Genomic DNA, 26,165 nt, shown 5'->3' with positions numbered 1-26,165 from the left:
TGTTTCCGTGGGCTGCTGCGGGTCCCGCAGCAGCCTGATGGCCGCCCTTGCGGAACTCCCCCCAGTACCTTACATACAAAGAAGCCCGCGGCGCTTGCCACGGGCTTCTTTGTATACGCTGCTGGTATTTAGCGTGCGTAGAATTCGACGACGAGCTGCTCTTCGCAGGTTACGGGAACCTCGGAGCGCTTCGGGCGACGAACCAGGCGTGCCTGCAGGGCGTCGAGCTTGACGTCCAGGTAAGCCGGAACCTGGGGCAGGACGTCGCGGTGCGCGCCGGCTGCTGCAACCTGGAACGGAGGCATGGTTTCGCTGCGGCTGTGAACGTGGACCAGCTGGCCCTCGCCGACGCGGAAGGACGGGCGGTCAACGCGGATGCCGTCAACCAGGATGTGGCGGTGCACAACCAGCTGGCGGGCCTGGGCGATGGTGCGGGCGAAGCCGGCACGCAGCACGAGGGCGTCGAGACGCATTTCGAGCAGTTCGATCAGGTTTTCACCGGTCAGGCCCTTGGTGCGGCGTGCTTCTTCGAAGGCACGGGTCATCTGGGCTTCGCGGATGCCGTACTGGGCGCGCAGACGCTGCTTTTCGCGCAGACGTACGGCGTAGTCGGAGTCCTGCTTCTTGCGGGCACGGCCATGCTCACCGGGGCCGTACGGGCGGCGCTCCATGTACTTGGCGGCCTTGGGGGTCAGAGCAATGCCGAGTGCACGCGAGAGGCGTGCGGTACGGCGAGCACGAGTGTTGTTAGCCACTTGTGTCCTTCCAATATCTGCGGTGTGTCAGTGTTACTGGCCTCCACGATGGAGAGCATCGGCCAACCGCTGCCTTTTGCTACTGGGCACAGGCGTAACCTCATCAAAAGAAATTTTGGTGGGATTGCGCGTCCGTGCCTTGCCAGACAACGAACAATCCTACCACGATGCACACCCGGGCTCCCCCGCGGTTCCTGTCAGGTCCGTGCGTGAACTCCGCGGCTTGCCTGCCGGCCGAAGGAAGCGGCGCCCAGGAACTCGACGGCGATGAACGGCTTGTCGCCCACCACCCACTCATCGTGGCCGGGAGGCAGCGTGTAGGTGTCGTTGGCATGGATCGTCGAACGGACACCGTCGGAGGTTTCCACCTCCATCACACCGGACACGCAGAATCCGAGGTGGTTGTGCTGGCAGAAGTCGGTTTTCTCGAACGGTTTGATGCTTTCGGACCACCGCCAGCCGGGGTTGAGGATCAGCCGGGCCACTGAGTAGTCGTTGACGGTGACAAGGTCGAATTCCGCCTTGTCCGGGCACCGTTTCTTGTCCGGGAGATCGAAGGACTTAACGGATACTGCTGTGACGAAATTTACGGACATGGGACACTACCTGAAGACTGGGACGGAGACGCATAAAGGTTGTGCCAAGCAAATTCTGTGCCGGCCGCCGACCTGGGGCCTGAGGATGCGAGTAACCGGCATTTGTGCGATGTCCCCCTCAAGGCACGCACGTCCAACAGATCTGTGCTGGCGTAATTCAACGTTAGCCCTCCCCCGCCGGAAGTCAACGGGGCGGACGCCGGCGGCTGTCCGCCGCGGCAGTCCGGGTCCCGGCGCCATCCCTCAGCCGCCGCGGATGATCTTCCGGAGCCGCTCCAGCCGGGTGGAAATATCGCGTTCGGCGCCATTCGCGGTGGGCTGGTAGTAGTCCCGGCCTACGAGGTCGTCCGGCGGATACTGCTGTGTGGCCACGCCGTGCGGGGCGTCGTGCGCGTATTTGTAGCCCTGGCCGTGCCCGAGTTGTTTGGATCCCGGATAGTGCGCGTCCCGCAGGTGCGCCGGGATGCCGTTGCCCAGGCCCGCCCGGACGTCGGCGGTGGCTTTGTTGATGCCCATGTACGCGGCGTTGGACTTCGGGGCCGTTGCCAGGTGGACGACCGCCTCGGCAAGCACAATCCGCCCCTCGGGCATGCCGATCAGCTGCACGGCCTGCGCCGCGGCAACGGCGGTCTGCAGCGCGGTGGGATCCGCCATGCCGACATCCTCCGCGGCCGAGATCACGATCCGCCGGGCGATGAATCTCGCGTCCTCCCCCGCTTCCAGCATGCGTGCCAGGTAGTGCAGTGCGGCATCCACGTCAGAGCCGCGAATGGATTTGATGAAGGCGCTCGCGACGTCGTAGTGCTGGTCACCCGCGCGGTCGTACCTGACGGCGGCAACATCAAGGGCGCGTTCGGTGTGCCGCAGTTCCACGGCCACCGGGCCCTCGTCGGCGTCGTCTGCGTCACCGAACGCCACACCGGCAGCCGCCTCCAGCGCTGTCAGCGCGCGGCGCGCGTCCCCGCCGGACAACCTGACCAGGTGGGCCAGTGCCTCTTCGCTGAGCTTGACCGCGCTGTTCAGCCCGCGGGGATCAGCCACGGCGCGCTGGACCAGCCCCTCGACGTCGGCATCCGTCAGGGGGCGGAGCGTGAGCAGCAGCGAACGGGACAGCAACGGGGAGACCACCGAGAAGGACGGATTCTCGGTGGTTGCAGCCACGAGCACCACCCAGCGGTTTTCTACGCCAGGCAGCAGCGCGTCCTGCTGGGCTTTGTTGAAGCGGTGGATCTCGTCGAGGAAAAGCACGGTGGTGGTCTTGTAAAGGTCCCGGGCCGTGAGCGCCTCGTCCATCACGCGGCGTACGTCCTTGACGCCCGCGGTGATTGCGGAAAGTTCGACGAACTTCCGGCCCGGACCCTTGGCGATCACATGGGCGAGAGTGGTCTTTCCTGTTCCCGGGGGTCCCCACAGGATGAGAGATGTCGGTCCGGCGGGTCCGGAGGAATCGGCTCCTGCGCCGGCGGCCAGCTGGCGCAGCGGCGATCCCTGCCCCAGCAGGTGCTGCTGGCCCACGACGTCGTCAAGGGTCCTCGGCCGCATCCGCACGGCCAGCGGGCTCCGGGGCTGCGTCCGCCCGGCGGCCGGCCCGGAAACTGCCGACCCGGACGGCGCCGCCGTTCCGTCGTCGTCGTTGTCCGGCCCTTGGCCAAAGAGATCATCCACATAGATAGGCTACTTCTAGTTCATCACCCCACTAACAACGGAGACCCGCGCAATGCCCACCCCAGACTCCCGTGTGGCGTTCGTCTCCGGTGAGCGCCTGCCCGGCTGGGTGGAGCGTTTCGCTGCCAGCCACGGCAGCGTCGCCGCGGAAGAGGTCGACGGCGGCCTGCAACTGTCCGCGGCGGACGGTGCCGTGGCGCTGCTGCAGCCGCCGTGGCCTGCGGACGGACGGCCCGGCAGCGGCCGCGATGCCGTGCCTCGCATGGCATCGCTGGCCGCCCAGTCCCGGACGCTCGGGCTGGTGCTGGTCCGCCGTGGCGGATACTCCGTGGCCGTGGTCCGTGACGGTGCCGCCCTGGCCGCGAAGACCGGCACCCGCCACATCCCGTCCAGGACCGCTGCCGGCGGCTGGTCCCAGCAGCGCTTCGCCCGGCGGCGGGCCAACCAGGCGGATGCGCTGGTGGAGGCAGTCGCAGAGCACGCCGGCCGGATCTTCAGCGAGCACCGGATCGAATATCTGGTGCCGGGCGGCGACCGGGCCCTGGCGGAACAGGTACTCGGCGAACCGGCGTTGAAACGCTACGCGGCGCTGACCCGGCTGCCGTTCCTGGACGTACCTGATCCGCGTGCCCCCGTGCTGAAGCGGGCCGCGGCAGACGCCTGTTCGGTCCGGATTGTGGTGACCGACCCGCCGGCCTAGCCCCCGCGGCTGCCCCGCCTAGTCCTCGGGTGCCAGGGTGACGGTTATTCCGTTGAGTTCCCGACTGAAGTCGAGCTGGCAGGAGAGCCTGGAGCCGCACGCCTGGTAGCCCTCGGCCTCCACGAGCAGCTCCAGTTCATCCTCGCTGCGCTCACCCAGCGTGTCGAAGGCCTCCCGCTCGAGGAACACGTGGCAGGTGGCGCAAGACGCTGTGCCGCCACAGGACGCCAGGACGGGCAGGTCGTTGTCACGGAGGGCTTCCATCAGTGTCTGGTCCGGTTCCCATTCCAGGCGGTGCGTGGAGCCTTCGCGGTCGATGACGGTGAGTTTGTTGTTGCTCATGGGTGGTTCCTTTAGCTTCGGGCTGTTGCAGGATCAGCGTGGATGGGGGCGGGCGCGTTGAGTACCGCGCCGGTGAGCGTGGCCTCGGTGAGGGGAACCCGGGGATCCGCGGCCAGCGCCGGGTCCATCCGGTCTCCCCGGGCGATCAGTTTCCGGGCCGGCCGGAAGTCGGCCAGGCCGCCGATAGTGTCCACCGCGGCGACGCGGCCGTCCCGGAGATATACCACCGAGAAACTGCCGCCGGCGGGGTTGCCGCGCACGATCACATCGTCGTCCGGGCGGCGCACTCCGGCGGTCTGGAGCCTGACGCCATGCTGGACGGTCCAGAACCAGGGGATCTCCGGAACTGCTGCCGGCTGTCCGGTGATGTGGGCGGCAACCCTGTCTGCCTGCGCCTGCGCGTTCTGGATGCATTCCAGGCGCTGGCTGGCGCCGTCGATCGGGCTGGTGAACCGCGTGACGTCACCGGTGGCGTAAATGGCTGGATCAGACGTCACGCCGTGGCCGTCCACGAGGATGCCGTCACGGCACTCCAGACCGGCTTCCGCGGCCAGTTCCTGGTTGGGGACAACGCCGATTCCGGCCAGTACGACGTCGGCCTGGAAAACGTGGCCGTCGGCCGTGACCACCCGCTCGGCGCGGTGGTCCCCTTCAATGTCAGTCACCGCCGCACTAAAGACAAACCGGACGCCGTGCCGCTGGTGGAGCTGTTCGAAGTGGTGCGATACCGGCGCTGACGTGACCCGGCTCATCACGCGGTCCTGGAACTCCAGTACCGTCACCTCGCAGCCCTTCGCGGCGGCCGCAGCAGCCACTTCCAAGCCGATGTACCCGGCACCGATGATGGCAACCCGGGCGCCGGCCACCAGGAGCCGCTTGAGCTCGAGGGCGTCGTCCCGTGTTCTCAGCGCCTGCACCCCGGGAAGGGCAGCGCCCGGCACGGTCAGGGCCCTCGCCCGCGAACCTGTGGCGATGACGAGCCGGTGGTAGTCGCGGCGGCTGCCGTCGGACAGCAGGACCGTCCGCCCCGCCCTGTCCACAGAGTCGACGGCGATGCCCGCAACACGGTCGATGCGCTTGTCCTGGTAGAACTTCTCCTTGCGCAGGACAGCGGACTCGTCCGGTGCACCGTCCTTCAGGAGTTCCTTGGACAGCGGCGGGCGTTCGTAGGGCGTCCCCTTCTCTGCTTCGAGCAGCAGGATGCCGCCTTCCCAGCCGCGGGCCCGGAGCCCAGCGGCCACTGCGACACCGGAGTGTCCGGCGCCTACGATTACCACGGGCGCAGCGGGCCCGGCCATCAGTTCATGTTTCATTGCTTCCCGGTTCATTGGTTTGCGCGTGTTCGCTTCCGGATCATGCATTGGTCTTCTCCACCAGCACATGGAGGTGTTCGGGGCCCGAGTTTGTCAGGTTATTGCCGCGCACGTATTCGATCGGTTTGTCGGGGTCCAGGTTGAGGGATCCCAGCTTTTCGGCGAGGAGCTTTACGGTCACCAGGACCTCAAGCCGAGCAAGGGGCGCGCCGAGGCAGCTGTGGACGCCGTGGCCGAAGCCCAGATGGCCGTCGGTGTTCCGGTCGATATCGAAGCGTTCGCCGTCGGGGTATTTGTTGCTGTCCCGGTTCGCTGCGGCGGGCAGCAGCCGGACGATGGCACCGGCCGGAATCGTCACCCCGGCAACCTCCACCTCCTCCGTAGTGATCCGGCTGGCCCGCTGCACCGTGCCGCGGTAGCGGGCAAGTTCTTCGACAAAGAGGCTCGCGTCGTCCGGGTTCCGGCGGATCCGCTCCAGCAGTCCGGGCTGCTCGCTAAAGACGCGGAACGCGTTGGCCAGCAGGATGGTGGTGGTGTCGTGTCCGGCGACGAAGACAAAGGCACAGAGTTCCTTGGCTTCCTTTTCGCTGAGCAGGCCGTCCTTCCACATCCGGGCAATGTGGCCGCCGACGGAGTCGCTCTCCTCCCTGTGCAGGCGCTCCATGGTGTCCTTCAGATAGGCGAAGAACTCAAAGGTGCTCTGTTCGTCGGTTCCGGTGCCCTGGGCGTTGCGGGCCAGCCGGCCGAAATAGCTGAAGGTCTCATCGGACCAGAACTTCATCTTCTCGAAGTCCTCGGCCGGAACGTCGAGCAGGGCGCTGATGGTGGACATGCTGAGCGGGATCGCATAGTCGTCCACGGCGTCCCCGCCGCCGGCGGCGAGCATCGGGGCCAGGTACTTTTCGGCGTTTTCGCGAACCCGTTCCTCGAAGCGGGCTATGGCCTTCGGGATGAAGGCCTGCGCCACCACCTGCCGCAGCCTGGTGTGGTTGGGGGCGTCGAAGAGGGTCAGGAAGGTCAGCGGAACCGGGTCCACCACCTGGGAGGAGAAGACCTTGGGGGCGCGCATCGCCTTGCGTACGTCGTCGTAGCGGGAAATGAACCACACGTCCGATACGGGGGAATGGGCACGGAGCACGGGGGCGTGCTCCCGCATCCATTCATAGTGGGCATAGGGGTCCCCCTGCGTACCGTCGTCGACCACCTTGAACGGGGCCATGCCCTCCGGCCAGCCCAGTTCATGCGAATACGGGGGCAGGTCCGGGGCCCCGACGAACGGGGCCACCGGAGCAGGTGCTGCTGAAATCTCTGTCGTGGCGGAAGACATCGTTGTCCTTCTTTCGGAGTTTTCAGACGTGATTTACGTCTCAGGCAACAATGCCGACCTGGCCCACGCCTGCCCCATAGGACTTCCGTTCATCGGTTGTGAAAGGCTAGCGCCGGGGCGCCCGGGAGGCCTTCAACGCCCGCGAAATCCCGTGCGCGGCAGTCAGCAGCGCAGGAACCGTCAGGGGAACGGCCGCTTCCTGCCGCGGAACAATGGCATTCAGCGCCGCGGCGATGCCGTTGTCCGGGCCGAAGACGGGCACGGCGATGCCGGTCCACTCCGTGACGCCAATTCCCGGCAGTGCCACATAGCCGCGCTGCCTGATTTCGGCCAGATGCTTCCGGATGAGGGCCGGGTCGGTGATGGTCTCGGCGGTCACCGCCGGCAGCGGGCGCGCGAGGACCTCGTCTTGGAATGCAGGCGGAGAGTAGGCCAGCAGCACCAGCCCGGACGAGGCTGCGTGAACCGGCATCCGCTGGGCAATGTGGGCCGCGTCCAGGCTGGATTCCGGCGAGGACAGGCGCTCCACGTAGAGCACCGTCCCGTGGTCCAGGACGGCAAGGGTGGTGTGCTGATGCACGGCCGCCTGGACATCGTCCATGAACGGCAGTGCCAGCTCGCGGAGGTTCAGCGCACGCGACCCCCGCGCTGCCAGCTCCCACATCCGCATCCCGGAGCGCAGGTTCCCGTCCGGCAACCGCTCAATGAGGCCGTGCAGGACGAGGTCGTCCACGAGCCGGTGGGCTGTGGTCAGGGGCAGGCCCGCGCGGCGGGCGAGGCCGGAGAGCGTCATGGTGGGCAGGTCCCGGTCGAACGCACTCATGAGCCGCACGACGCGGCTGATGACGGATTCACCCGACGGTGAGTTAGCCATGGACGCCTCCGGCCGCTGCCCTAGACTGCTGCGACGCTGGCGGCGCGGTCCGCGTCCCGGCCGGCCGCAAGCCTGGCGATGTCACGGCCCGCCCGGTAGCCGAACACGAGGGCCGGCCCGATATGCGAGCCGTATCCCGGGTAGCCGCCGCCAAAGACGCTGACAGCGGCCGCGCCGACGGCAAGGAGGCCGGGGACTGCCGCCCCGTCGGCGGTGACGACTTCCGAATGCTCGTTGACGCCGACGCCCGCGAAAGTACCGAGGTCACCCATCTGGATCTTTGCGGCGAAATACGGGCCCTTGCCGACCGGGGCCAGGTTCGGATTCGGCTGGTGTTCAAGGTCGCCGCGGAAGTGGTTGTACAGGGTGGAACCCCGGCCGAACGCCGGATCCTCACCGCGCACGGCCGCCGGGTTGAATTCAGCCACGGTGGCCGCAAGGCCTCCGGCGTCGATGCCGAGCTTTCCGGCCAGCTCCGCCAGCGTGTTCCCCTTGACCAGGTATCCGGTCCGGTAGAAATAGCCGCGGGGCATCGGCCAGGGCTTGGCGTAGCCGATGCCGTATTTGTGCATCGTCTTCGCGTCGCCGATCACGTAGCCAAACGTCTTGTCCTCGTCCTTGTTGTGCCCGATCATCGCGCCGCCGAAGTCGTGGTAGCTCAGCGCCTCGTTGCCGAAGCGCTTGCCGTGACGGTCGACGGCGATCAGGCCCGGCAGGCCGATGGCCCGGAGGTGCGGGAAGAGCCGCTCCTTGCCGCTGAGGTACTTGAACACCGTTACCGGGGCCCAGGAGCCCACACTGGACACGGAGTCATCAATCTGTCCGCCGGCACTGATCGCCAGGGTGGCGGCGTCCCCGCCGTGGCCCAGTGTCGGGGTGAAGTGGTCATCGCCGTCGGCGTCGTGCGGGAAGTACTGCTGACGCAGTTCCTTGTTGCCCGAGAAGCCGCCGGCGGCGAGGATCACACCGAGCCGTGCCGTCACCAGGCCGGCATGCTCTCCCCCGAGCACCGCTCCGGTGACGGTCCCGGCATCGTCACGGGTCAGTGACAGGGCGGGCGAAGACTTCCACAGCCGCACGCCCAGTTGGTCGGCGCTCATGACCATGCGGGTCATCAGCGCGTTGCCGTTCGAACGCAGGACGGGACGCTTGTAGCGGGCGGCGTCGGCCCACGTGCGCAGCAGCTTCTTCGCCACATAAACGAACGATTTCACCGACTGGTTCACGTGGAAGAACTCGTTGATGTCGGGGCCCACCTGCGGCATGTAGCCGAACACCGTGTAGGAGCTCATGTACGGCTGCATCAGGAGCCGCTTGTCGCCCAGCACACGTGCGTCAACATCCTGCGGCAGGATCGCGCGGCCCGAGAGTTTCGCCCCGGGCAGGTCCATCTGGTAGTCCGGCGACTTTTCCGGGTAGGTGAACTTCACCTCGGTTTCGTCCTCGAAGAAAGCGATCGCCTCGGGCACCGTATCCAGGAAATCCCGGACGCCCGCCTCGTTGAACGTCTCCGGGGCCAGGTTCCTCAGGTACGTTTCGGCGTCCTCCCGGGTATCACCCTGCGCCACGCCCTGCTTATTGCCGGGGACCCACGCCCAGCCGGCGGAAATGGCCGTGGTTCCGCCAAAGTACTGCTCCTTTTCCGCAACAATTACCGTCAGGCCCTGCGACGCGGCCTTCAATGCGGCGGCCATCCCGGCCACGCCGGAGCCGATGACGAGGACGTCACAGACGGTGGTGCCCGCGGCCGGTGTCTTGTTCATGGTGCTTGCGGTGCTCATAAATCCTGCTCCATTCAGTCGGCCGTCCGCATCCTTGCGGCAGCCGGGTGGAAGGCTAAAGCCCCAGTAGACCCGGCGGTTCCGGCTGTTGGCAGGAGGATTACCATTGAGCGGGAATCCTGAGGAGGAACAGTGGCCAATTCCGCGTCCGGCGAGTCGATTATCGGCCGCTTCGTGAAAATCGTGAGTGCGTTCGACGACCGCCACACGTCCATGACCGTCGCAGAACTGGGCCGCCGCACCGGACTGCCCGTCACCACCACCTACCGGCTGGTCAACGACCTCCTCGCGGAACGGCTCCTCGAACGCGAACCCGGCGGAGACGTCCACATCGGAACCAGGATGTGGGAGCTCGTCTCCCGCGGGTCCAAAATGCTTGGACTGCGGGAGGCTGCGCTGCCGTTCATGGAGGACGTGCAGGCCGTGGTGCAGCACTCCACCACCCTCGGCATCCTGGATTCGGACGAGGTGCTGTACATCGAGCGGCTGGGCTCCGACAAGACCATCGTGGACATCACCAAAATTGCCGGCAGGCTGCCGCTGCACGCCACGTCCTCCGGCCTGGTCCTGCTGGCGCACGCTCCGGCCGCCTACCAGGACAGTTTCCTGGCCCGGCCCCTGACGAAGTTCACCGAGACCACCCTCACCGAACCTTCCCTGCTGCGCCGCCACCTGGCCGAGATCAGGCAGCGCGGCTTTGCCGCCATGCCGGGCGTGATCGTGCCCGAATCCAGCGGGATCGCCGTCCCCGTCTTCGGACCGGACAACAGCGTCCGCGCCGCGCTCAGCGTGGTGGTCCCGCGCAACGAGGAGAACACGCCCGCCAGGGTCCCCGTCCTCATGGCCGCTGCCCGGGGCATCTCCAGGGCCCTCGGTTGGCGCGGCGAGCTTAAAGGCACTCTTCGCCAGAGCCATTGAGCAGGGCCAGTTAGGAGAGCCATTGAGCAGGGCAACTCAACAGGGCAACTTAACAGAGCCACTCAACGGCGCTTTTGCCGTTCATCGGTAATCCTGTGGTTCCAGTCACACCTCCCCTGCAACTCTGGCTAGGACGCAGCAATGAGGCTGCAGGAGTTACGAGGAGCACACCACATGAACACCACAGCGAACCGCGTGGCCGGCAAGACTGCCATCGTTACCGGCGGCCGCGGCGACCTGGGCAGCGCCACAGCCGCCCTGCTGGCTACGCACGGCGCCGTCGTCGCCAGCCTCGACGTTGCCGGCATCCCGGCCGGCGCGGCCCATGCGAATATCAGCGAGTTCGACGTCGATGTCACCAGCGAGGACAGCGTCGCCGCTGCCATCCGCCGGGTCCGCGACGAACTGGGCACACCGGACATCCTGGTCAACGCCGCCGGAATCATCGGCCCCGCCGGAGCCTCCCACACCGCCTCGGTGACCGACTTCGACACGATCTTCAACGTCAACGTCAAGGGTGTCTGGCTGATGACCAAGCACGTGGTCCCCGGCATGATCGACAAGGGCGCCGGTAGCATCATCAATTTCTCCTCCATCCACGGCATCACGGGCGGGCGGAACGTGCCTCTGTACCACGCCACCAAGGGCGCCGTTCGGCTCCTGAGCAAGTCCGATGCCGCGGCCTACGGGGTTCACGGCATCCGGGTGAACTCCATCCACCCGGGCTCCATGGACACCCGGATGAGCCGCCGCTCCGCCGAGCAGTCGGAGATCGGCCCCGAGGCCTACTACAAGCAGCTCGTGGGCTCGAACCCCCTTCCCCGGCAGGGCAAGCCGGACGAAATCGCCTATGGCGTGCTGTACCTGGCCTCCGACGAATCCCGCTTCACCACAGGTTCCGAGCTCGTGATCGACGGCGGCTACACCGCCGTCTGAGGCACACCGGTTGCAGCACCCTCATCTTCTTTTCTTGAAAGGCAACACCCATGAAATTCGTTAATGGAACCGCAGCGGATAAGTACGACGTCGTCGTCGTCGGTTCCGGTGCCGGCGCCCTCACCGCCGCGGCCACCGCTGCCCGGGCCGGCAAATCGGTCGTCGTCCTGGAAAAGAGCGCCCTGCTGGGCGGGACGTCGGCCGTCTCCGGCGGCATGCTCTGGGTGGCGGACAACCACCACGCCCGCGAGGCCGGTATTGCCGACTCCAAGGAAGCGGCCGCAGAGTACGTTCGCGCCGTGGCCCGGGGACGCGGCCGCGACGAGTTGCTGGATGCAGCACTCACTTACGGCGACCGGATGCTCCGCTTCGTCGAAGACGAGTGCGGGCTCCGCTTCATATTTCTCAACAACTTCCCCGACTACCGCCAGGACCTCCCCGGCGCAGTGGAAGGGGGCCGCACGGTGGAACCGGAGTTGTTCAACAGCCGGGAGGCCCTGGGCGCCCTCAAGGAACATATCCGCAGCGACGGCCGGGCCCCGTTCACCATGCAGGAATACGAGAATTGGGGCGCCTTCACCAAGTTCCCCTGGGACGCCCTCAGCCAGCGCCAGGAAAACGGGCTGGTCGCCAAAGGCCAGGCTCTCGTGTCCATGCTGCTCGCCAGCCTGGTCCGCGACGGGGCAGCGCTCGTCACTGGTGCCCGGGGGCACCGCCTGCTCACCGCCGGCGGCCGGGTGACCGGCGTCGAGCTTGAATCCGGTGAGCTGTTCCACGCGAACGACGGCGTGGTGCTGGCCACCGGCGGCTTCGAATGGGACAAGGCACTGGCCGACTCGATGCTCGCCTCGCGGCTCTACACGATGTGCTCGCCGCCTTCGAACACCGGCGACGGCCTGCGGATGGCCCAGCGGATCGGCGGCCAGACCCGCGGCACCAGGGAAGCCTGGTGGGCACCCATGTCGGTCACCGGCGACACCCGCGACGGGCAGCCGATCGGCACCCTGCTGCGCTTCGAACGCCAGGGCCCGGGGTCGATCATGGTGAACCGCCACGGCCGCCGCTTCGCCAACGAGTCGCAGAACTACAACGACCTCGCCCGGAGCCTGCAGTCCTGGGACTCCGCCGCGAACCGGACCCTCAACACTCCGGCCCACGTGATCGTGGACCACGCCTACATGGAGCGCTACGGCATCCTGGCCCACCGCGCCGGCCAGCCCGCCCCCGCCTACCTGACCGAAGCCGCAACGCTGGACGAACTGGCGGAGAAGATCCACGTACCGGCAGAAAACCTCAGCGCCACAGTGGCCCGGTTCAACGAGTATGCCGTCAAGGGCGAAGACCCGGACTTCGGCCGCGGCGAAAGCGCGTACGACAAGTACTGGGGCGACGAGGACAACCTGTACCCGAACCCGTCCCTCGGACCGCTGCAGACCGGGCCCTTCTACGCCATGGAAGTGGTCAACGGCGCCTTCGGCACCAACGGCGGCGTGGCAACCGACGGCCTGGCCCGCGTGCTCGACGTCGACAACCACCCCATCGAGGGCCTGTTCGCCGCAGGCAACACCACCGAAAACGCCTACGCCGCGGGCTACCCGGGCGCCGGCGCCACCCTTGGACCAATCATGACCATGGGGTACCTCGCAGGGCGCACCATCGCCGGCCAATCCCCGGAGTACCGCCCTGCTGAACAGGCCGCCGAACAGGCCGGGCAAGCCATGGACCTGGTGGGAGCCTGAGATGATCCGCCACACCGTACTCTTCAAGTTCAAACCGGACTTCCCGCCCGCCGACAAGCAGGCCTGGATCGCCGGGCTCGGCCGGATGGCCGGGAACATCCCCGGCATGCTCAGCCTGACCCACGGCCCGGACGTGCTCAACACGGAGCGCTCCTTCGACTACGCCATTGTGGCCGATTTCGAAACCGTCGAGGACATCGCGGTGTACAACACCCATCCGCTGCACGAGCCACTGAAGGCCTACTCATTCCCCAACAGCCAGCAGATCCTGTCGGTGGACTTCCACCTCGGGGATTCCACACCGGCTGCCACTAAGACACCGACGTCTTAAGGAGATCCCCATGCACACCTCACCCGCAACACCGGGCGCAGCCCGGACAACACCGGGCCAGACCCGGCACGAGACCGCAGGCACTATCCCCCGTACTGCCCCACGGAAAACGCCAGCCAAGGCAGCCCTGGCATCATTCCTCGGCAGCACCCTGGAGTACTACGACTTCTTCATCTACGGGACCGCGGCAGCACTCGTGTTCCCGCACCTGTTCTTCCCCTCGGCGGACCCCGCCATCGGGCTGATCGGCGCCTTCGCCACCTTCGGCGTGGCCTACGTGGCCCGGCCGGTGGGCGGCCTGGTCATGGGCCATTTCGGTGACAAGCTGGGCCGGAAGAAGATCCTGCTGCTTACTCTCGGCATCATGGGCCTGGCCTCGCTCGGCATCGGCTTCCTGCCCACCTACGAACAGGTGGGCGTCTGGGCCCCGATCCTCCTCGTGGCCGGCCGGCTGGCACAGGGCTTCTCGGCCGGCGCGGAATCGGCCGGCGCCTCCACGCTCACGCTCGAACACTCGCCCGAAGGACGGCGCGGCTTCTTCACCAGCTTCGTGATGACCGGCTATGCCTCCGGCATGGTGCTGGCCACCCTGGTCTTCATTCCGGTCACCGCGCTCCCCCAGGATGCGATGCTGAGCTGGGGCTGGCGCATCCCCTTCTGGCTCTCCATCGTGGTGCTGGCCATCGCCTACTGGGTCCGGACCCACCTGGACGAAACACCGGTTTTCGAGGAAGCCCAGGAGAGCCGCCAGGTCGCCCCGATGCCCGTCAAGGAAGTACTCAGGTTCCAAGGCGCGGACGTGCTGCGTGTTGTGGGAATGTCGATCATGTCCGTCATGCAGACCATCTTCACGGTCTTCGGCCTGGCATACGCCACCTCCACGGCAGGTTTTGACCGGGGCTCCATCCTGACCGTCAACGCCGTCGCCATCGGCCTGTCCATGTTCGCCATGCCGCTGGCGGCCAGGCTGTCGGACCGGATCGGCCGCCGGCCGCTGCTGCTCACTGCCGCCTTCGGGTGCTCAGCCACGATCTTCCTGTATTTCCTGGCACTGTCCTCCGGGAACATCGTCCTGGTCTTCCTGGCGGCCTTCCTGAACATGACCGTGCTGTATTCGGGCTTCAACGGCATCTGGCCTTCGTTCTTCGCCGAACAGTTCGCCGCCCCGGTGCGCTACACCGGCATGGCGATGGGAAACCAGCTGGGACTCGTCCTGGCCGGCTTCGCGCCCATGATCGCCGGCATGCTCCTGACCCCGGGCGCCACCGGCTGGGTTCCCGTGGCGGTGTTCGGCACAGCCTGCATGCTCGTCGCAGCCGCCTCGGTGTACTACTCCCGCGAGACGTTCAAGACGCCGATCGAGGAACTGGGTGCTCCCTACCTGGCCGGTACCGCCCGCCGCACGGCGGCCGGGGGTTCCTAGCAGCCGGTCAGGTGCCGCTTCGGCCGCTCCTGCCGGTAGTAATAGCGGCCGGCTTCCGTGAAGCCCGAACGGGCATACAGCTCCCGGGCACCGGCGTTGGCCGCGGTCACCAGCAGCCAGTAGCTGCTGACGCCCCGGGCGTCACCCTCACGCAGCAGGGACGCGAGGACCCGGGAGCCGAAACCCCTCCGGCGGGCATCCGGACGCGTGGCCATGCAGTACAGGCCACCCTCCCCGCCGACCGAAGGAACGGCAAGGCGTCCGACGGCGGCCGGCACGCCGTCGTCGTCCCTCACCAAAGCGTAGGCCGACCGGCAGCCCTCCAGAATGGTGCGGGCGGTGGCGAGGGACTCCTCGCCACCGCGGCCGTCCACGCTCCACCAGAGCCGCAGCCATTCCTCAGACGGTTCCGTTGACATCTCGACGCCTGAAATCTCGACGCCTGCGTCTGGTGCCGCCACTGGGGCTGCGGTAGCCGCGCCGGCGTCGCGCACCAGGATCAAGGTCTCGGACTGCCTCGTGAAGCCTTCCTCGTCGAGGACAGCGTTCAGGGCGGCACTGCGGGAGTCGTCGAAGACCTGGAAGATGACGGGAAGACGGCGGCTGCGGTACCAGGCCCGCGCATCCCGCAGCATCACCATCCGGTGGTGCAGGCTTCCCGCCGGCTCGGACCGCGGCCAGACCGAGTTGGCCCGCTGGGTCACGCCGCCCGCAGCGCGAAGCACCCAGCCGCCGGATTCCTCCCGGTCGGGAGCGGGCCAGGCCGCATCCATCAATTCCTCCAGGGCAGGCATCGTCTGCCGTTCCATCGGACTCCTCATTCACTTGCTGGCGGGACAGCAAAGGCTCCCCGGTTTCCCGGAGAGCCTTTGCTGCTGATCATGCGGTGCTACTTGGCGCTGTCGTCCTTCTTGGCTTCCGGCTTGAAGTCGACGCCGGCTTCCTTGCGCTGCTGCGCGGTGATCGGCGCGGGAGCCTGGGTCAGGGGGTCGTAGCCGCCGCCGGACTTCGGGAAGGCGATGACGTCGCGGATCGACTCCACGCCGGCCAGGAGTGCGACAACGCGGTCCCAGCCGAAGGCGATGCCGCCATGCGGCGGAGCGCCGAACTTGAAGCCTTCCAGCAGGAACCCGAACTTGGTCTCGGCGTCCGCCTTGTCCAGGCCCATGAGCTCGAACACGCGTTCCTGCACGTCACGCTCGTGGATACGGATGGAACCGCCGCCGATTTCGTTGCCGTTACAGACAATGTCATAGGCGTAGGACAGGGCGGACTCCGGATCCTGGTCGAAGGAATCCATGAATTCGGGCTTGGGCGACGTGAAGGCGTGGTGGACCGCGGTCCACTGGCCGGCACCGACAGCAACGTCGCCCGAGGCCACCGCGGCAGCGGCGGGCTCGAACATCGGGGCATCAACCACCCAGCAGAACGCCCAGTCCGAGGGGTTGATCAGGCCGGTGCGGTGCCCGATTTCAACGCGCGCGGCTCCGAGGAGTGCACGGGAGGGCGTCTTCTCGCCGGCAGCGAAGAAGATGCAGTCGCCCGGCTTGGCACCGACGGCGTCGGCCAGGCCGGCCCGCTCGGTGTCCGTGAGGTTCTTGGCCACGGGACCGGTCAGCTCGCCGTCTTCCTTGAACAGGACGTAGGCAAGGCCCTTGGCGCCGCGCTGCTTGGCCCATTCCTGCCAGGCATCCAGGGCGCGGCGTGCCTGCGAGGCGCCGCCCGGCATGACCACGGCACCGACGTAGGGCGCCTTGAACACGCCGAAGTTGGTGTCCTTGAAGAATTCCGTCAGTTCGGTCAGTTCCTGGCCGAAGCGGAGGTCCGGCTTGTCCGAGCCGTAGCGTGCCATGGCGTCGGCGTAGGTGATGCGCTGGATGGGCGTCGGGATTTCGACGTCGATCAGCTGCCACAAGGCTTTGACGATGTTTTCGCCGAGCGAAATGATGTCGTCCTGCTCCACGAAGCTCGCTTCGATGTCCAGCTGGGTGAATTCCGGCTGGCGGTCCGCGCGGAAGTCCTCATCGCGGTAGCAGCGCGCGATCTGGTAGTACTTCTCGAAGCCGCCCACCTGCAGGAGCTGCTTGAAAAGCTGCGGCGACTGCGGCAGCGCGTACCAGGAACCCGGTGCGAGGCGTGCGGGGACCACGAAGTCGCGGGCGCCTTCCGGCGTCGAGCGCGTCAGGGTGGGGGTTTCAATCTCCACGTAACCGTCGCGGTGGAGCAGCTCGCGGGCCACGCGGTTTGCCTCTGAACGCAGGCGCATGTTGCGGGCGGGGCCCGGGCGGCGCAGGTCAAGGTAACGGTGCTTGAGCCGGGCTTCCTCGCCCACCTCGACGTGCTCGTCGATCTGGAAGGGCAGCGGATCCGAGGTGTTGAGGATGGTCACCTTCTCCGCGATGACCTCGATCTGGCCGGTGGCCAGGGCCGGGTTTTCGTTGCCCTCCGGACGCTGCGAAACCGTCCCGATGACCTGGAGCACGTACTCATTGCGGAGGCCGTGGAAAACCTCTTCTTCCCGGACTACCACCTGGGCGACGCCGGAGGCATCGCGAAGGTCAACGAATGCCACACCACCGTGATCACGACGCCGGCCCACCCAGCCGGCAAGGGTTACGGTTTGTCCAATGTGCTCGGAGCGAAGGGATCCGAGGTCATGTGTGCGCAGCACAGCACGCCTTTCTGAAGGAGACAGCAGGAATACAGAGATGATGTTGAATAGGACCGTTACGGGAACAGCCCCGTTCGAGTTTACCCGTTGGAGAGGCTTTCCTTCCGCCATGCAGACCCATCAACGGCTTCAGCGCCGGCTCGGAGTGCTTGACGCCACCGCAATCGGGCTTGGCTCCATGCTCGGTGCCGGCGTGTTCGTCGTCTTCTCCCCGGCCACCGCCCTGGCCGGCCCGCTCATGATTGTCTCCGTGCTGGTCGCCGGCGCGATTGCCTACTGCAATGCCGTTGCGTCAGCCCAGCTGGCTGCCAAATACCCGGCCAGCGGAGGGACGTATGTTTACGGCCGCAAACAGCTGGGCGAATGGCCGGGCTTCATCGCCGGCTGGGGTTTTGTCACCGGAAAAACCGCATCCTGCGCGGCCATGGCCCTGACCTTCGGCCATTACGCGGCACCGGGCTATGCCACGCCCGTGGCCATCGCCGCCGTCGCAGTACTCACGGTGGTCAACCTCATGGGCATCACCCGCACCGCGCTGCTGACCCGGATCCTGCTCGGGATCGTGCTGGCCACCCTGGTGTTTGTTGCCGTTGCCGGCCTATCCGGCCCCCACCCGGAACCCGGCGCCCTGGCGGCAAATGCCGGCAGCGCCTGGGGAATCCTGCCGGCCGCCGGGCTGATGTTCTTCGCCTTTGCCGGCTACGCCCGGATCGCCACGCTGGGCGAGGAAGTCAAGGATCCCGCGCGGACCATACCGCGGGCGATATTGGCGGCCCTGGCCGCGGCTTTCGTGATCTACCTTGGCCTTGCCGTGCTTCTGCTCTGGCACCTCTCCCCGGCCCGGCTGGCGGAATCCGTGTCACCGCTGCTGGACGCGGTGCTCCTCTCGGGATTCAGCGCCGGGGGACCTTTCGTCCAGGCCGGAGCAGCAGCCGCCTGCCTGGGAGCCCTGCTGGCCCTCATTACCGGAGTGGGCCGCACGGCACTGGCTATGGCCCGGGAACGGGACCTCCCGTCTCCCCTGGCCCGGGTGGGCGGCCGCCACACCGTGCCTGTCGTCGCCGAGCTGTCAGTGGCTGCCGCAGTGGTGGCACTGCTCGTCACCACGGATGTGCTCACCGTGGTGGGCTTCTCGAGTTTCGGCGTGCTGATCTACTACTCGGTGACGAATGCTGCCGCTTTCACCATGGCCGAGCGGCCGGGCACCGCACCCCGCTGGCTGAATGCCGCCGGTTTTGTCGGATGCCTGGTCCTGGCCTTCACGTTGCCGCTGGCTTCGGTGGCCGGCATGGCGGCCGTACTGGCCGCCGGAGTAGCCGGCCGCTTCCTGGTGCTGCGCCTCCGGAAGCGGCGGCTGCGTCCGTGACGGCCGCTTAGGCGTTAACCACCCGGACGTACAGGTCCTCGTCCGACGGAGTCCACGTGGCGGGGTCGGCGTCCGTCTGCTCGCCCGAACGGATGTCCTTGACCTGGTGCTTGCCGTCGTCGTCCGTGAACCAGACGAACGGGATGCCGCGCCGGTCCGCGAACTTGATCTGCTTGCCGAACTTCTCAGCCTTCGCCGCCACCTCGGTGGAGATCCCGCGGGAGCGGAGCTGCGCGGCGACATCCTGGGCCGCGCCCCAGCTGTCGTCGTTGTTCAGCGCGACGAGCACTGCCGTGGGTACCTTGCGGGTGGCCTGGGCCAGTTCCTGGCTCAGGATCCTGGAGACGAGGCGGGTGACGCCGATGGAGAGGCCGACACCCGGGAACTTACGGTTTCCCTTGCTGGCCAGGGCGTCGTAGCGCCCGCCGGAGCAGATGGAGCCGAGTTGTTCATGGCCCACCAGGACGGTTTCCACCACGGTTCCGGTGTAGTAGTCGAGGCCGCGGGCGATGCTCAGGTCCGCCACCACCTTGCCGGGAGCACGGTGCACGGCGGCTGCGATGACCTGCTCCAGCTCGTTCAGCCCTTCCTCCAGCAGCTCGTCCTTCACGCCCAGGGCACGGACCTTTTCAACGAAGGAGGTGTCCTCGGTCCGGATGCCGGCCAGGCTCAGGGCGGCCTGCGCCTGTTCCTCAGTGGCTCCCAGCTCCGTCTTCAGCAGCTCGGCCACCTTGGCAGGGCCGATCTTCTCCAGCTTGTCGATGCTCCGCAGGACTCCGGCAGTGTCCGTCAGGCCGATCCCGCGGTAGAAGCCCTCGGCCAGCTTGCGGTTGTTGATGCGCAGGCGGAAGTCGGGAATCGGGAGGGCGCCGAGGGCTTCGGCGATGACCAGCGCGATTTCGACGTCGTAGCGGAACGGCAGCACGCCGTCGCCCACAATGTCGATATCCGCCTGGGCGAATTCGCGGGCGCGGCCCTCCTGCGGACGCTCGCCGCGCCACACCTTCTGGATCTGGTAGCGGCGGAACGGAAATGCGAGGTAGCCGGCGTTCTCCACGACGTAACGGGCGAACGGCACGGTCAGGTCGAAGTGCAGGGCGAGGGCGTGGTGGTCACCCTTGGCGGCCCTGGACTCCTCTTCATCCTCCTGCAGGCGGCTGAGTCCATAAACTTCTTTGTCGATCTCGCCCTTGCGGAGCAGCTGTCCCACGGTTTCCACTGCGCGGGTCTCGATCGAGGAGAAGCCGTGCAGTTCGAAGACACGCCGCAAGGTGTCCAGCACATGCAGCTCCACCAGCCGCTCCTCGGGAAGCCACTCGGGGAATCCGGACAGGGAGGCGGTGCGTGCCATGGTGGATTTTCTCCTCAGGTAACAGAAGGCCGGAGTACCCTGCCCGGTGATCCGATTCCGCCATGTGATCAAAAAGCGGCGGTAAGGGCGGGAGTCCAGCCAGTCATGCATAAACTATGTGCGGCAGTCAGTTTATGCTTTCGGCGCCTGCAACTTCTAATGGAGGTGCCCGGAGCACCGCCTGCCGCTTGCTGCCGGACACCGGACGTCGCCCTTGGCCCGTCCGGCGGGCCGGCCCGACACCCAGGAGGACTTTTGGCGGCCAGTTCACGGAGCGCCCGCGAGGCTAAGCGGCGCATCCTGCAGATGGAAGCGAAGCGCGAGTTGCGGCGGCAGCAGGAAAAACGCCGTAAGCGCGACAACCTCCTTGCTGTCGGGGCGGGCGCCGGGGCGCTGGTCCTCGCCGTCGTCCTTCAACTCACCGTCTTCGCCAGCAACCCCTCAGAGGACGAGTACGCGGCAGCGCAGGCCGGGCTGACCAGCCCTTCGGCGTCACCGACGCCGGCGGCCACAAACGGCACCAATATCCCTAAGCCGGAGACCGCGGCGGGCAAGGTCTTTACCGGCGAGCTCAAGCTGAACAGCGGGGCTTTGGCCGTTGAACTGGACGGAACCAAGGCACCGCAGGCGGCCGCGGTCTTCAAATCCCTGGCCGACGAGAACTACTACAGCGGCATCAGCTGCCACCGGCTGACCACGGGCGAGACGTTCGGCGTCCTGCAGTGCGGGTCGAAAACCGGTGACGGACAGGGCGACCCCGCGTACACCTGGGGTCCGCTGGAAAACACGCCGGCAGACAACAAGTATCCGGCCGGAACCATTGCAGTGGCGCGGACCGGAGGCAACGCCTACGGAAACGGCACCCAGTTCTTCATCGTCTATAAGGACACGGTCATTCCGGCCGATGAGGCCGGCGGCTACACGGTAGTGGGCAAGGTGACATCCGGCCTTGATGTGGTGGCAAATATCGCCGCAGGCGGTATTAAGACAGGCGGAAGCGCAACAGACGGCGCTCCTGCGGAACCAGTCACGATAGACTCGTTCTCTCTGAAGTAACCAGCCCCGGCCTCCACGCTGCGGGTGCAGGTATTTCCCTCCAAGCGAAAGACTTTTAGCGGTGACAGACAGTCAGAAATCCGACGAAACAGTAACAGCAGCCTCCGACGAAGCCGAGACCGGCGCTCAGGTGGTTGACGACGCACAGGCGGCCGGCAACGACGCAGCCCCCGAAGCTACGGCAGATGCGCAGTCAGCGGACCAGGAAACTTCCGCACCTGAGGCTGAGGTTGAGGCCCCGGCCGAGGTTCCGGCTACGGAGGCCGAGGTGCCCGCCGAGGTTCCGGCTGCGGAGGCTGAGGTGCCCGCCGAGGCCGAGGTTCCGGCTGCGGAGGCTGACGTGCCTGCTGAGGCTCCGGCGGCAGAGACTCCGTCCGCAGAGGCTGACGTGCCTGCTGAGGCTCCGGCCTCAGAGACTCCGGCTGCGGAGGCTGACGCTCCCGCCGCGCCAGCGCCGGCTCCGCGTCCGGCAGCCCGCCCGGCGCCTTCACCGGCTGCCTTCGCGGCACGGCCGAAGGCTGCGTCCTCCCCTGCCGTTCCCGTCCCCGCTCCGGTCTCCTCGGCTGCATCCCTGGCCGAAGCCGCACGCTGGGGCCGCGTCGAAGGCGACGGCCACGTCTTCCTGACCATCGACGGCGAAGAACACCCCGTCGGTCAGTACCCGGACGTCAGCGACGAGGAAGCCCTTGGCTACTTCGCCCGGAAGTACGACGACGTGGTGGCCCAGATTGTCCTGCTTGAACAGCGGGTGAGCTCCAAGGCCCCGACCACCGACATGCAGAAAACCGTGACGCACCTGCGCGAGCAGCTCGCTGAACGGAACATGGTGGGCGATCTCCGCTCGGCCGAGGCCCGTCTCGACACGCTGTCCACCCAGATTGCGGAACTGGAAAAGGCCGAAAAGGCCGAACACGACGCCGTGCGCGCCGCCGAACTGGCCGCCCGCGAAGCGATCGTTGCGGAGGCTGAAGAAATTTCCGGTCATGATCCCGCGCAGATCCAGTGGAAGACCTCCAGCGCCCGGATGAACGAACTCTTCGAAAGCTGGAAGACGGCGCAGAAGAACGGCGTCCGGCTGGGCCGCAGCAACGAGGACGCTCTCTGGAAGCGGTTCCGGGCAGCGCGGACGGTCTTCGACCGCCACCGCCGGGCGTACTTCTCGCAGCTGGACAGCAACAACTCCGCAGCCAAGGCCGCGAAGGAAAAGCTGATCGCTGAAGCTGAGGCACTGTCTTCCTCCACCGACTGGGGTTTCGCCGCCGGTGAATACCGCCGCCTGATGGACGAATGGAAGGCCTCACCGCGGGCAAGCCGCAAGGACGACGACGCACTGTGGGCGCGCTTCCGCGCCGCTCAGGACGTCTTCTTCACCTCGCGGCAGGCAGCCAACGACGAGATCGACCAGGAATACGGCGCGAACCTGACCGTGAAGGAAGCCCTTCTGGTCGAAGCGAACGCCCTGCTGCCGATCAAGGATCTCGGCACGGCCAAGAAGGCGCTCCAGTCCATCCGTGACCGCTGGGAGGAGGCCGGCAAGGTTCCTCGTGCGGACATGGGCCGGATCGAAGCCGGGCTCCGGAAGGTGGAGGACGCTGTCCGCCACGCCGAGGACGAAAACTGGAAGCGGTCCAACCCGGAGACGAAGGCGCGGACCAATAGCGCCCTGTCGCAGCTGGAAGCCGCCATCGCCGGGCTGAAGGAAGACCTCGCGAAGGCGGAGAAGGCCGGGGACCAGCGCAAGATCAAGGCCGCCCAGGAAGCCCTGGAGGCACGCCAGGCGTGGCTTGACCAGATCTCCCGCTCGGCCAGCGAACTGTCATAAGCACACAGGCGCCAAGTACAGGCCCCGTTCCGTTTATCCACATATCCGGAACGGGGCCTGTACCCGTTTAAGCCGGCAGGAAAAGATGGCTGAATGGCTACCTCGTCTCCGCTCACCCCACGCACCGTGCCGGCGCACCATGTGCCCGCAGTCCCCGGGCCCACGGAACTCTATTCGCCCGGCCGTGTATTCTCGTGGCCGGAATTGCAGGCGATGGCCGCGGACGGCCTCCTGAGCCAGTTGTACCAGCGCGGGTACATGCTGCCTGGTACTGCGGCCACTCCGCAGCTGCGGGCCCGCGCGGCCTCCTTTGCCGTCCCGCCGGGTATCCGGCAGCGGGTCGTGGCGGGCAGGATGACGGCGGCATGGATCTACGGCTGCGCCGGGGAACCGGACCGCCTTGCGCTCCTCGTGGATGCCACCCGCCGGGTTTCCAGCTTGAGGTCCACCCGCGGTTGCACCCTGCACGAAGTCAGGCTTGGCCCGTTCGACGTCGTCAGCCTGGGCGGGCTGATGGTTTCCAGTCCGCTGCGTACAGCCCTGGACATCGCCCTGCACGTGGACGCGGAACGGGCGTTGCCGGCCCTGCGGAAGATGCTGGCACGCCCTGAGCTGGATGTCAGGCTGCGGCTGCTCACGCTGGCCGTCGAGGCCACGCCCCGGGTTCCGCACAAGAAGGCGGCCCTGGAGATACTCTCGGCCCTAAAGCCCGAGCCCGGATAGCCGCGGCTAGTTCCCCCGACAGGTTTAGCCGCGGCCGGTTCCCCCGACGGGTTGTTAGCTGCGCCGCCGGTTTCCTGTGGTCCGGTAAACATCAAACACACCGTCGATCCGGCGCACCGCACTGAGCACGTGGCTGAGGTATTTGGGGTCCCCCATCTCGAATGCGAACTTCGAGATGGCCACCCTGTCCGTTGACGTGTGCACGCTGGCGGCAAGGATGTTGACGTGATTTTCGGAGAGGATCCTGGTGACGTCGGACAGCAGCGACTTCCGGTCCAGGGCCTCCACCTGAATCTCCACGAGGAACACGCTGGACTGGGTGGGAGCCCAGTCAACTTCCACGATGCGGTCCGGCTGGTCCTTCAGGTCGGAGACATTGGTGCAGTCCGTGCGGTGCACAGACACTCCTGATCCCCGGGTCACGAACCCCAGGATGGGATCCGGAGGCACCGGCGTACAGCAGCGGGCGAGCTTGACCCAGACGTCCCCCACACCGCGGACGATCACGCCGGAGTCGGAGTACTTCGTCTTGCTCACCTGGGTGGGGATGCTGACCTCGGTCAGGTCATCCTCCGGGCCCTCGTTCCCGCCGAGGGTCTCCACAAGGCGCTCCATGACGGACTGGGCCGACGTGTGCCCGTCACCCACCCCGGCGTAGAGGCCGGAGATGTCCACATACTTGAAGTGCTCGGCGACTTCGGCCAGGGCGTCATGGGTCATCAGGCGCTGCAGGGGAAGGTTCTGCTTCCGCATCGCTTTGGTCAGGAGTTCCTTGCCGCGGTCAATTGCCTCTTCGCGGCGTTCCTTGCTGAACCATTGCCGGATCTTGTTGCGGGCTCGGGCGCTCTTGACGAAGTGCTGCCAGTCCTGGCTGGGGCCGGCGCCCTCCGCCTTGGAGGTAAAGATCTCAACCCAGTCACCGTGGTTGAGCTCGCTGTTGAGGGGAACCAGCTTGCCGTTGACCCTGGCTCCGATGGTCCGGTGGCCCACTTCGGTGTGGACGGCATAGGCGAAGTCCACGGGCGTTGATCCGGCAGGCAGTGCCATCACTTCACCCTTGGGCGTGAACACGAACACTTCACGGGCATTGATTTCAAACCGCAGGGAGTCCAGGAACTCGCCGGGGTCGGATGTTTCCTGCTGCCAGTCGACCAGGGACCGGAGCCAGCCCATGTCGCCGTCGCGGGGGCTGCCGGGGCCGGCGGCCGTCCTGTTCGGCTGATCCTTGTACTTCCAGTGCGCTGCGACGCCGTACTCGGCGCGGCGGTGCATTTCGTGGGTGCGGATCTGGATTTCCACCGGTTTGCCGCCCGGCCCGATGACCGTGGTGTGTAGGGACTGGTACATGTTGAACTTCGGCATCGCGATGTAGTCCTTGAACCGGCCCGGAAGCGGGTTCCAGCGCGAATGCAGCGTGCCCAGGGCGGCGTAACAGTCCCGGACGGAATCCACCAGGACGCGAACACCCATCAGGTCGTTGATGTCGTCGAAGTCCTTGTCGCGGACAATCATCTTCTGGTAAATCGAGTAGTAATGCTTGGGCCGGCCCGTGATGGTGGCCTTGATCTTGGCGGTCCGGAGATCGTCGGTGATCTGGTTCCGGATGACGCTCAGGCTCTTTTCGCGCTCCGGGGTCCGGTCCCCCACCATGCGCACGATTTCCTCGTATACCTTCGGGTACAGCGCCGCGAAGGACAGGTCTTCAAGTTCCCACTTGATGGTGTTCATTCCGAGGCGGTGTGCCAGCGGTGCGAAGATTTCCAGCGTTTCGCGGGCTTTGCGGGCCGATGACTCCGCGGACACGAACCGCCAGGTGCGCGCATTGTGCAGCCGGTCCGCGAGTTTGATCATCAGCACGCGGATGTCCTTGGCCATCGCGACCACCATCTTGCGGACGGTTTCGGACTGTGCGGCTTCGCCGAAGCTCACCTTGTCCAGCTTGGTCACGCCGTCAACCAGCATGGCGACCTCGGGGCCGAAGTCCCTCTTGAGGTCCGCAAGCGTGTAGGGGGTGTCTTCAACGGTGTCGTGCAGGAGGGCGGCTGCCAGGGTGGTGCCGCTCAGTCCGAGTTCGGCCAGGATGGTGGCCACCGCGACGGGGTGGGTAATGTACGGATCGCCGCTCTTGCGTTTCTGCCCCCGGTGGCTCTGTTCGGCCACCACGAAGGCCCGCTGGATGAGGTCGAAATCCTCTTTCGGGTTGTTGGCCCGAACGGTGCGGAGTAGCGGTTCCAGGATGGGCGAGTACGTTGCCGTACCGCGGCCGGTCAGCCGCGCCAGTCTGGACCTGGTGCGTTCGCGGCGTCCGGGGAAGGTGGGACGGAACCCTGAACTGTCAACCGGCACGCCTGCATCCGGGTGCCCGGGCGCGACCAAACCGGTCTGCGGACCCTGGCCCGGACCTTCACCACCGTCGGCCGTTGGCGCCGACGTCGAACGTTCTTCCAATGAAGCACCCCTCACGACCCGTTAATTA

General features: G+C 66.6%; 22 protein-coding genes. 10 read left to right on the top strand and 12 right to left on the bottom strand.

Annotated elements, in window-relative coordinates:
- Window positions 1-128 precede the first annotated feature (128 nt).
- From rpsD to AC6JAC_RS10565, 3 genes are all read right to left on the bottom strand, one after another.
- Complete coding sequence (gene rpsD / locus AC6JAC_RS10575) at window positions 129-755, bottom strand: 30S ribosomal protein S4 (RefSeq protein WP_011692125.1); 627 nt, start codon at window positions 753-755, stop codon at window positions 129-131.
- Between the two features lie 197 nt (window positions 756-952).
- On the bottom strand, window positions 953-1,351 hold the full coding sequence (locus AC6JAC_RS10570; protein ID WP_028269107.1) for a cupin domain-containing protein: 399 nt from the start codon (window positions 1,349-1,351) through the stop codon (window positions 953-955).
- A gap of 243 nt (window positions 1,352-1,594) precedes the next feature.
- Complete coding sequence (locus AC6JAC_RS10565; RefSeq protein ID WP_028269106.1) at window positions 1,595-3,016, bottom strand: replication-associated recombination protein A; 1,422 nt, start codon at window positions 3,014-3,016, stop codon at window positions 1,595-1,597.
- Between the two features lie 52 nt (window positions 3,017-3,068).
- On the opposite strand from AC6JAC_RS10565, the gene AC6JAC_RS10560 reads away from it, so the two are divergent.
- Window positions 3,069-3,716 (top strand): acVLRF1 family peptidyl-tRNA hydrolase, encoded by a 648-nt coding sequence (locus AC6JAC_RS10560; RefSeq protein ID WP_028269105.1) that lies wholly within the window; start codon window positions 3,069-3,071, stop codon window positions 3,714-3,716.
- Window positions 3,717-3,734: 18 nt separating this feature from the next.
- On the opposite strand, the gene AC6JAC_RS10555 is transcribed toward AC6JAC_RS10560, so the two are convergent.
- From AC6JAC_RS10555 to chcC2, 5 genes are all read right to left on the bottom strand, one after another.
- Window positions 3,735-4,058 (bottom strand): 2Fe-2S iron-sulfur cluster-binding protein, encoded by a 324-nt coding sequence (locus AC6JAC_RS10555; protein WP_028269104.1) that lies wholly within the window; start codon window positions 4,056-4,058, stop codon window positions 3,735-3,737.
- An 11-nt stretch (window positions 4,059-4,069) separates the two neighbouring features.
- Entirely contained in the window at window positions 4,070-5,371 is a 1,302-nt protein-coding gene (locus tag AC6JAC_RS10550) for an NAD(P)/FAD-dependent oxidoreductase (RefSeq protein ID WP_051628657.1), read from the bottom strand.
- Between the two features lie 40 nt (window positions 5,372-5,411).
- Window positions 5,412-6,698: a cytochrome P450 gene (locus tag AC6JAC_RS10545; protein ID WP_081818770.1), complete on the bottom strand. Its 1,287-nt coding sequence runs from the start codon at window positions 6,696-6,698 to the stop codon at window positions 5,412-5,414.
- 106 nt (window positions 6,699-6,804) lie between these two features.
- Window positions 6,805-7,572: an IclR family transcriptional regulator gene (locus AC6JAC_RS10540; RefSeq protein ID WP_028269103.1), complete on the bottom strand. Its 768-nt coding sequence runs from the start codon at window positions 7,570-7,572 to the stop codon at window positions 6,805-6,807.
- 20 nt (window positions 7,573-7,592) lie between these two features.
- Window positions 7,593-9,353, bottom strand: coding sequence for a 4-oxocyclohex-2-ene-1-carboxylate 5-dehydrogenase (gene chcC2 / locus AC6JAC_RS10535; RefSeq protein WP_043437331.1), 1,761 nt, complete (start codon window positions 9,351-9,353; stop codon window positions 7,593-7,595).
- Between the two features lie 132 nt (window positions 9,354-9,485).
- Here chcC2 and AC6JAC_RS10530 point away from each other — a divergent pair, with 132 nt between their 5' ends.
- From AC6JAC_RS10530 to AC6JAC_RS10510, 5 genes are all read left to right on the top strand, one after another.
- A complete protein-coding gene (locus AC6JAC_RS10530; protein WP_028269101.1) occupies window positions 9,486-10,271 on the top strand; it encodes an IclR family transcriptional regulator in 786 nt (261 codons plus the stop codon).
- A gap of 174 nt (window positions 10,272-10,445) precedes the next feature.
- Complete coding sequence (locus AC6JAC_RS10525; protein WP_497964606.1) at window positions 10,446-11,207, top strand: SDR family NAD(P)-dependent oxidoreductase; 762 nt, start codon at window positions 10,446-10,448, stop codon at window positions 11,205-11,207.
- A gap of 50 nt (window positions 11,208-11,257) precedes the next feature.
- Window positions 11,258-12,946: a 4-oxocyclohexanecarboxylate 2-dehydrogenase gene (gene chcC1, locus AC6JAC_RS10520; protein WP_497964604.1), complete on the top strand. Its 1,689-nt coding sequence runs from the start codon at window positions 11,258-11,260 to the stop codon at window positions 12,944-12,946.
- Window position 12,947: 1 nt separating this feature from the next.
- Window positions 12,948-13,277, top strand: a complete 330-nt coding sequence (locus AC6JAC_RS10515; protein WP_028269098.1) for a Dabb family protein — start codon at window positions 12,948-12,950, stop codon at window positions 13,275-13,277.
- 10 nt (window positions 13,278-13,287) lie between these two features.
- Window positions 13,288-14,700: an MFS transporter gene (locus AC6JAC_RS10510; protein ID WP_347899959.1), complete on the top strand. Its 1,413-nt coding sequence runs from the start codon at window positions 13,288-13,290 to the stop codon at window positions 14,698-14,700.
- Here AC6JAC_RS10510 and AC6JAC_RS10505 read toward each other — a convergent pair.
- Together AC6JAC_RS10505 and aspS are read right to left on the bottom strand one after the other, a co-directional pair.
- The gene (locus AC6JAC_RS10505) at window positions 14,697-15,509 is read right to left on the bottom strand and encodes a GNAT family N-acetyltransferase (protein ID WP_497964601.1); all 813 of its coding nucleotides are present in this window, start codon (window positions 15,507-15,509) and stop codon (window positions 14,697-14,699) included. The genes AC6JAC_RS10510 and AC6JAC_RS10505 overlap by 4 nt on opposite strands.
- An 80-nt stretch (window positions 15,510-15,589) precedes the next feature.
- Entirely contained in the window at window positions 15,590-17,371 is a 1,782-nt protein-coding gene (aspS, locus tag AC6JAC_RS10500; RefSeq protein ID WP_028269096.1) for an aspartate--tRNA ligase, read from the bottom strand.
- A gap of 109 nt (window positions 17,372-17,480) precedes the next feature.
- Between aspS and AC6JAC_RS10495 the strand changes: the two genes are divergently transcribed.
- A complete protein-coding gene (locus tag AC6JAC_RS10495) occupies window positions 17,481-18,737 on the top strand; it encodes an APC family permease (protein ID WP_028269095.1) in 1,257 nt (418 codons plus the stop codon).
- A gap of 7 nt (window positions 18,738-18,744) precedes the next feature.
- Here the strand turns inward: AC6JAC_RS10495 and hisS are convergent, their stop codons facing one another.
- On the bottom strand, window positions 18,745-20,088 hold the full coding sequence (gene hisS / locus AC6JAC_RS10490) for a histidine--tRNA ligase (protein WP_497964598.1): 1,344 nt from the start codon (window positions 20,086-20,088) through the stop codon (window positions 18,745-18,747).
- 255 nt (window positions 20,089-20,343) lie between these two features.
- Between hisS and AC6JAC_RS10485 the strand changes: the two genes are divergently transcribed.
- The 3 genes from AC6JAC_RS10485 (at window position 20,344) to AC6JAC_RS10475 (ending at window position 23,689) form a co-directional block, all read left to right on the top strand.
- Window positions 20,344-21,144 carry a peptidylprolyl isomerase gene (locus AC6JAC_RS10485; protein ID WP_028269093.1) on the top strand — a complete coding sequence of 267 codons (801 nt, stop codon included), beginning with the start codon at window positions 20,344-20,346 and terminating at the stop codon, window positions 21,142-21,144.
- Window positions 21,145-21,205: 61 nt separating this feature from the next.
- Complete coding sequence (locus AC6JAC_RS10480; protein WP_028269092.1) at window positions 21,206-22,966, top strand: DUF349 domain-containing protein; 1,761 nt, start codon at window positions 21,206-21,208, stop codon at window positions 22,964-22,966.
- Window positions 22,967-23,059: 93 nt separating this feature from the next.
- Window positions 23,060-23,689 (top strand): type IV toxin-antitoxin system AbiEi family antitoxin, encoded by a 630-nt coding sequence (locus tag AC6JAC_RS10475; protein ID WP_028269091.1) that lies wholly within the window; start codon window positions 23,060-23,062, stop codon window positions 23,687-23,689.
- Window positions 23,690-23,743: 54 nt separating this feature from the next.
- Here AC6JAC_RS10475 and AC6JAC_RS10470 read toward each other — a convergent pair whose 3' ends face one another.
- Window positions 23,744-26,137 carry a RelA/SpoT family protein gene (locus AC6JAC_RS10470; RefSeq protein WP_028269090.1) on the bottom strand — a complete coding sequence of 798 codons (2,394 nt, stop codon included), beginning with the start codon at window positions 26,135-26,137 and terminating at the stop codon, window positions 23,744-23,746.
- Window positions 26,138-26,165: the final 28 nt, after the last annotated feature.

Source organism: Arthrobacter sp. KUASC02 (assembly GCF_059739395.1).
This window is presented reverse-complemented; position numbering and strand designations above follow the sequence as displayed.

Coding starts and splice junctions, on each gene's coding strand:
- AC6JAC_RS10550 (WP_051628657.1), bottom strand. CDS start 5,371: ATGAAACATGAACTGATGGCCGGGCCCGCTGCGCCCGTGGTAATCGTA.
- AC6JAC_RS10545 (WP_081818770.1), bottom strand. CDS start 6,698: ATGTCTTCCGCCACGACAGAGATTTCAGCAGCACCTGCTCCGGTGGCC.
- AC6JAC_RS10505 (WP_497964601.1), bottom strand. CDS start 15,509: ATGGAACGGCAGACGATGCCTGCCCTGGAGGAATTGATGGATGCGGCC.
- AC6JAC_RS10515 (WP_028269098.1), top strand. CDS start 12,948: ATGATCCGCCACACCGTACTCTTCAAGTTCAAACCGGACTTCCCGCCC.
- AC6JAC_RS10560 (WP_028269105.1), top strand. CDS start 3,069: ATGCCCACCCCAGACTCCCGTGTGGCGTTCGTCTCCGGTGAGCGCCTG.
- AC6JAC_RS10495 (WP_028269095.1), top strand. CDS start 17,481: ATGCAGACCCATCAACGGCTTCAGCGCCGGCTCGGAGTGCTTGACGCC.
- AC6JAC_RS10525 (WP_497964606.1), top strand. CDS start 10,446: ATGAACACCACAGCGAACCGCGTGGCCGGCAAGACTGCCATCGTTACC.
- AC6JAC_RS10570 (WP_028269107.1), bottom strand. CDS start 1,351: ATGTCCGTAAATTTCGTCACAGCAGTATCCGTTAAGTCCTTCGATCTC.
- chcC2 (WP_043437331.1), bottom strand. CDS start 9,353: ATGAGCACCGCAAGCACCATGAACAAGACACCGGCCGCGGGCACCACC.
- hisS (WP_497964598.1), bottom strand. CDS start 20,088: ATGGCACGCACCGCCTCCCTGTCCGGATTCCCCGAGTGGCTTCCCGAG.
- AC6JAC_RS10540 (WP_028269103.1), bottom strand. CDS start 7,572: ATGGCTAACTCACCGTCGGGTGAATCCGTCATCAGCCGCGTCGTGCGG.
- AC6JAC_RS10510 (WP_347899959.1), top strand. CDS start 13,288: ATGCACACCTCACCCGCAACACCGGGCGCAGCCCGGACAACACCGGGC.
- AC6JAC_RS10475 (WP_028269091.1), top strand. CDS start 23,060: ATGGCTACCTCGTCTCCGCTCACCCCACGCACCGTGCCGGCGCACCAT.
- AC6JAC_RS10555 (WP_028269104.1), bottom strand. CDS start 4,058: ATGAGCAACAACAAACTCACCGTCATCGACCGCGAAGGCTCCACGCAC.
- chcC1 (WP_497964604.1), top strand. CDS start 11,258: ATGAAATTCGTTAATGGAACCGCAGCGGATAAGTACGACGTCGTCGTC.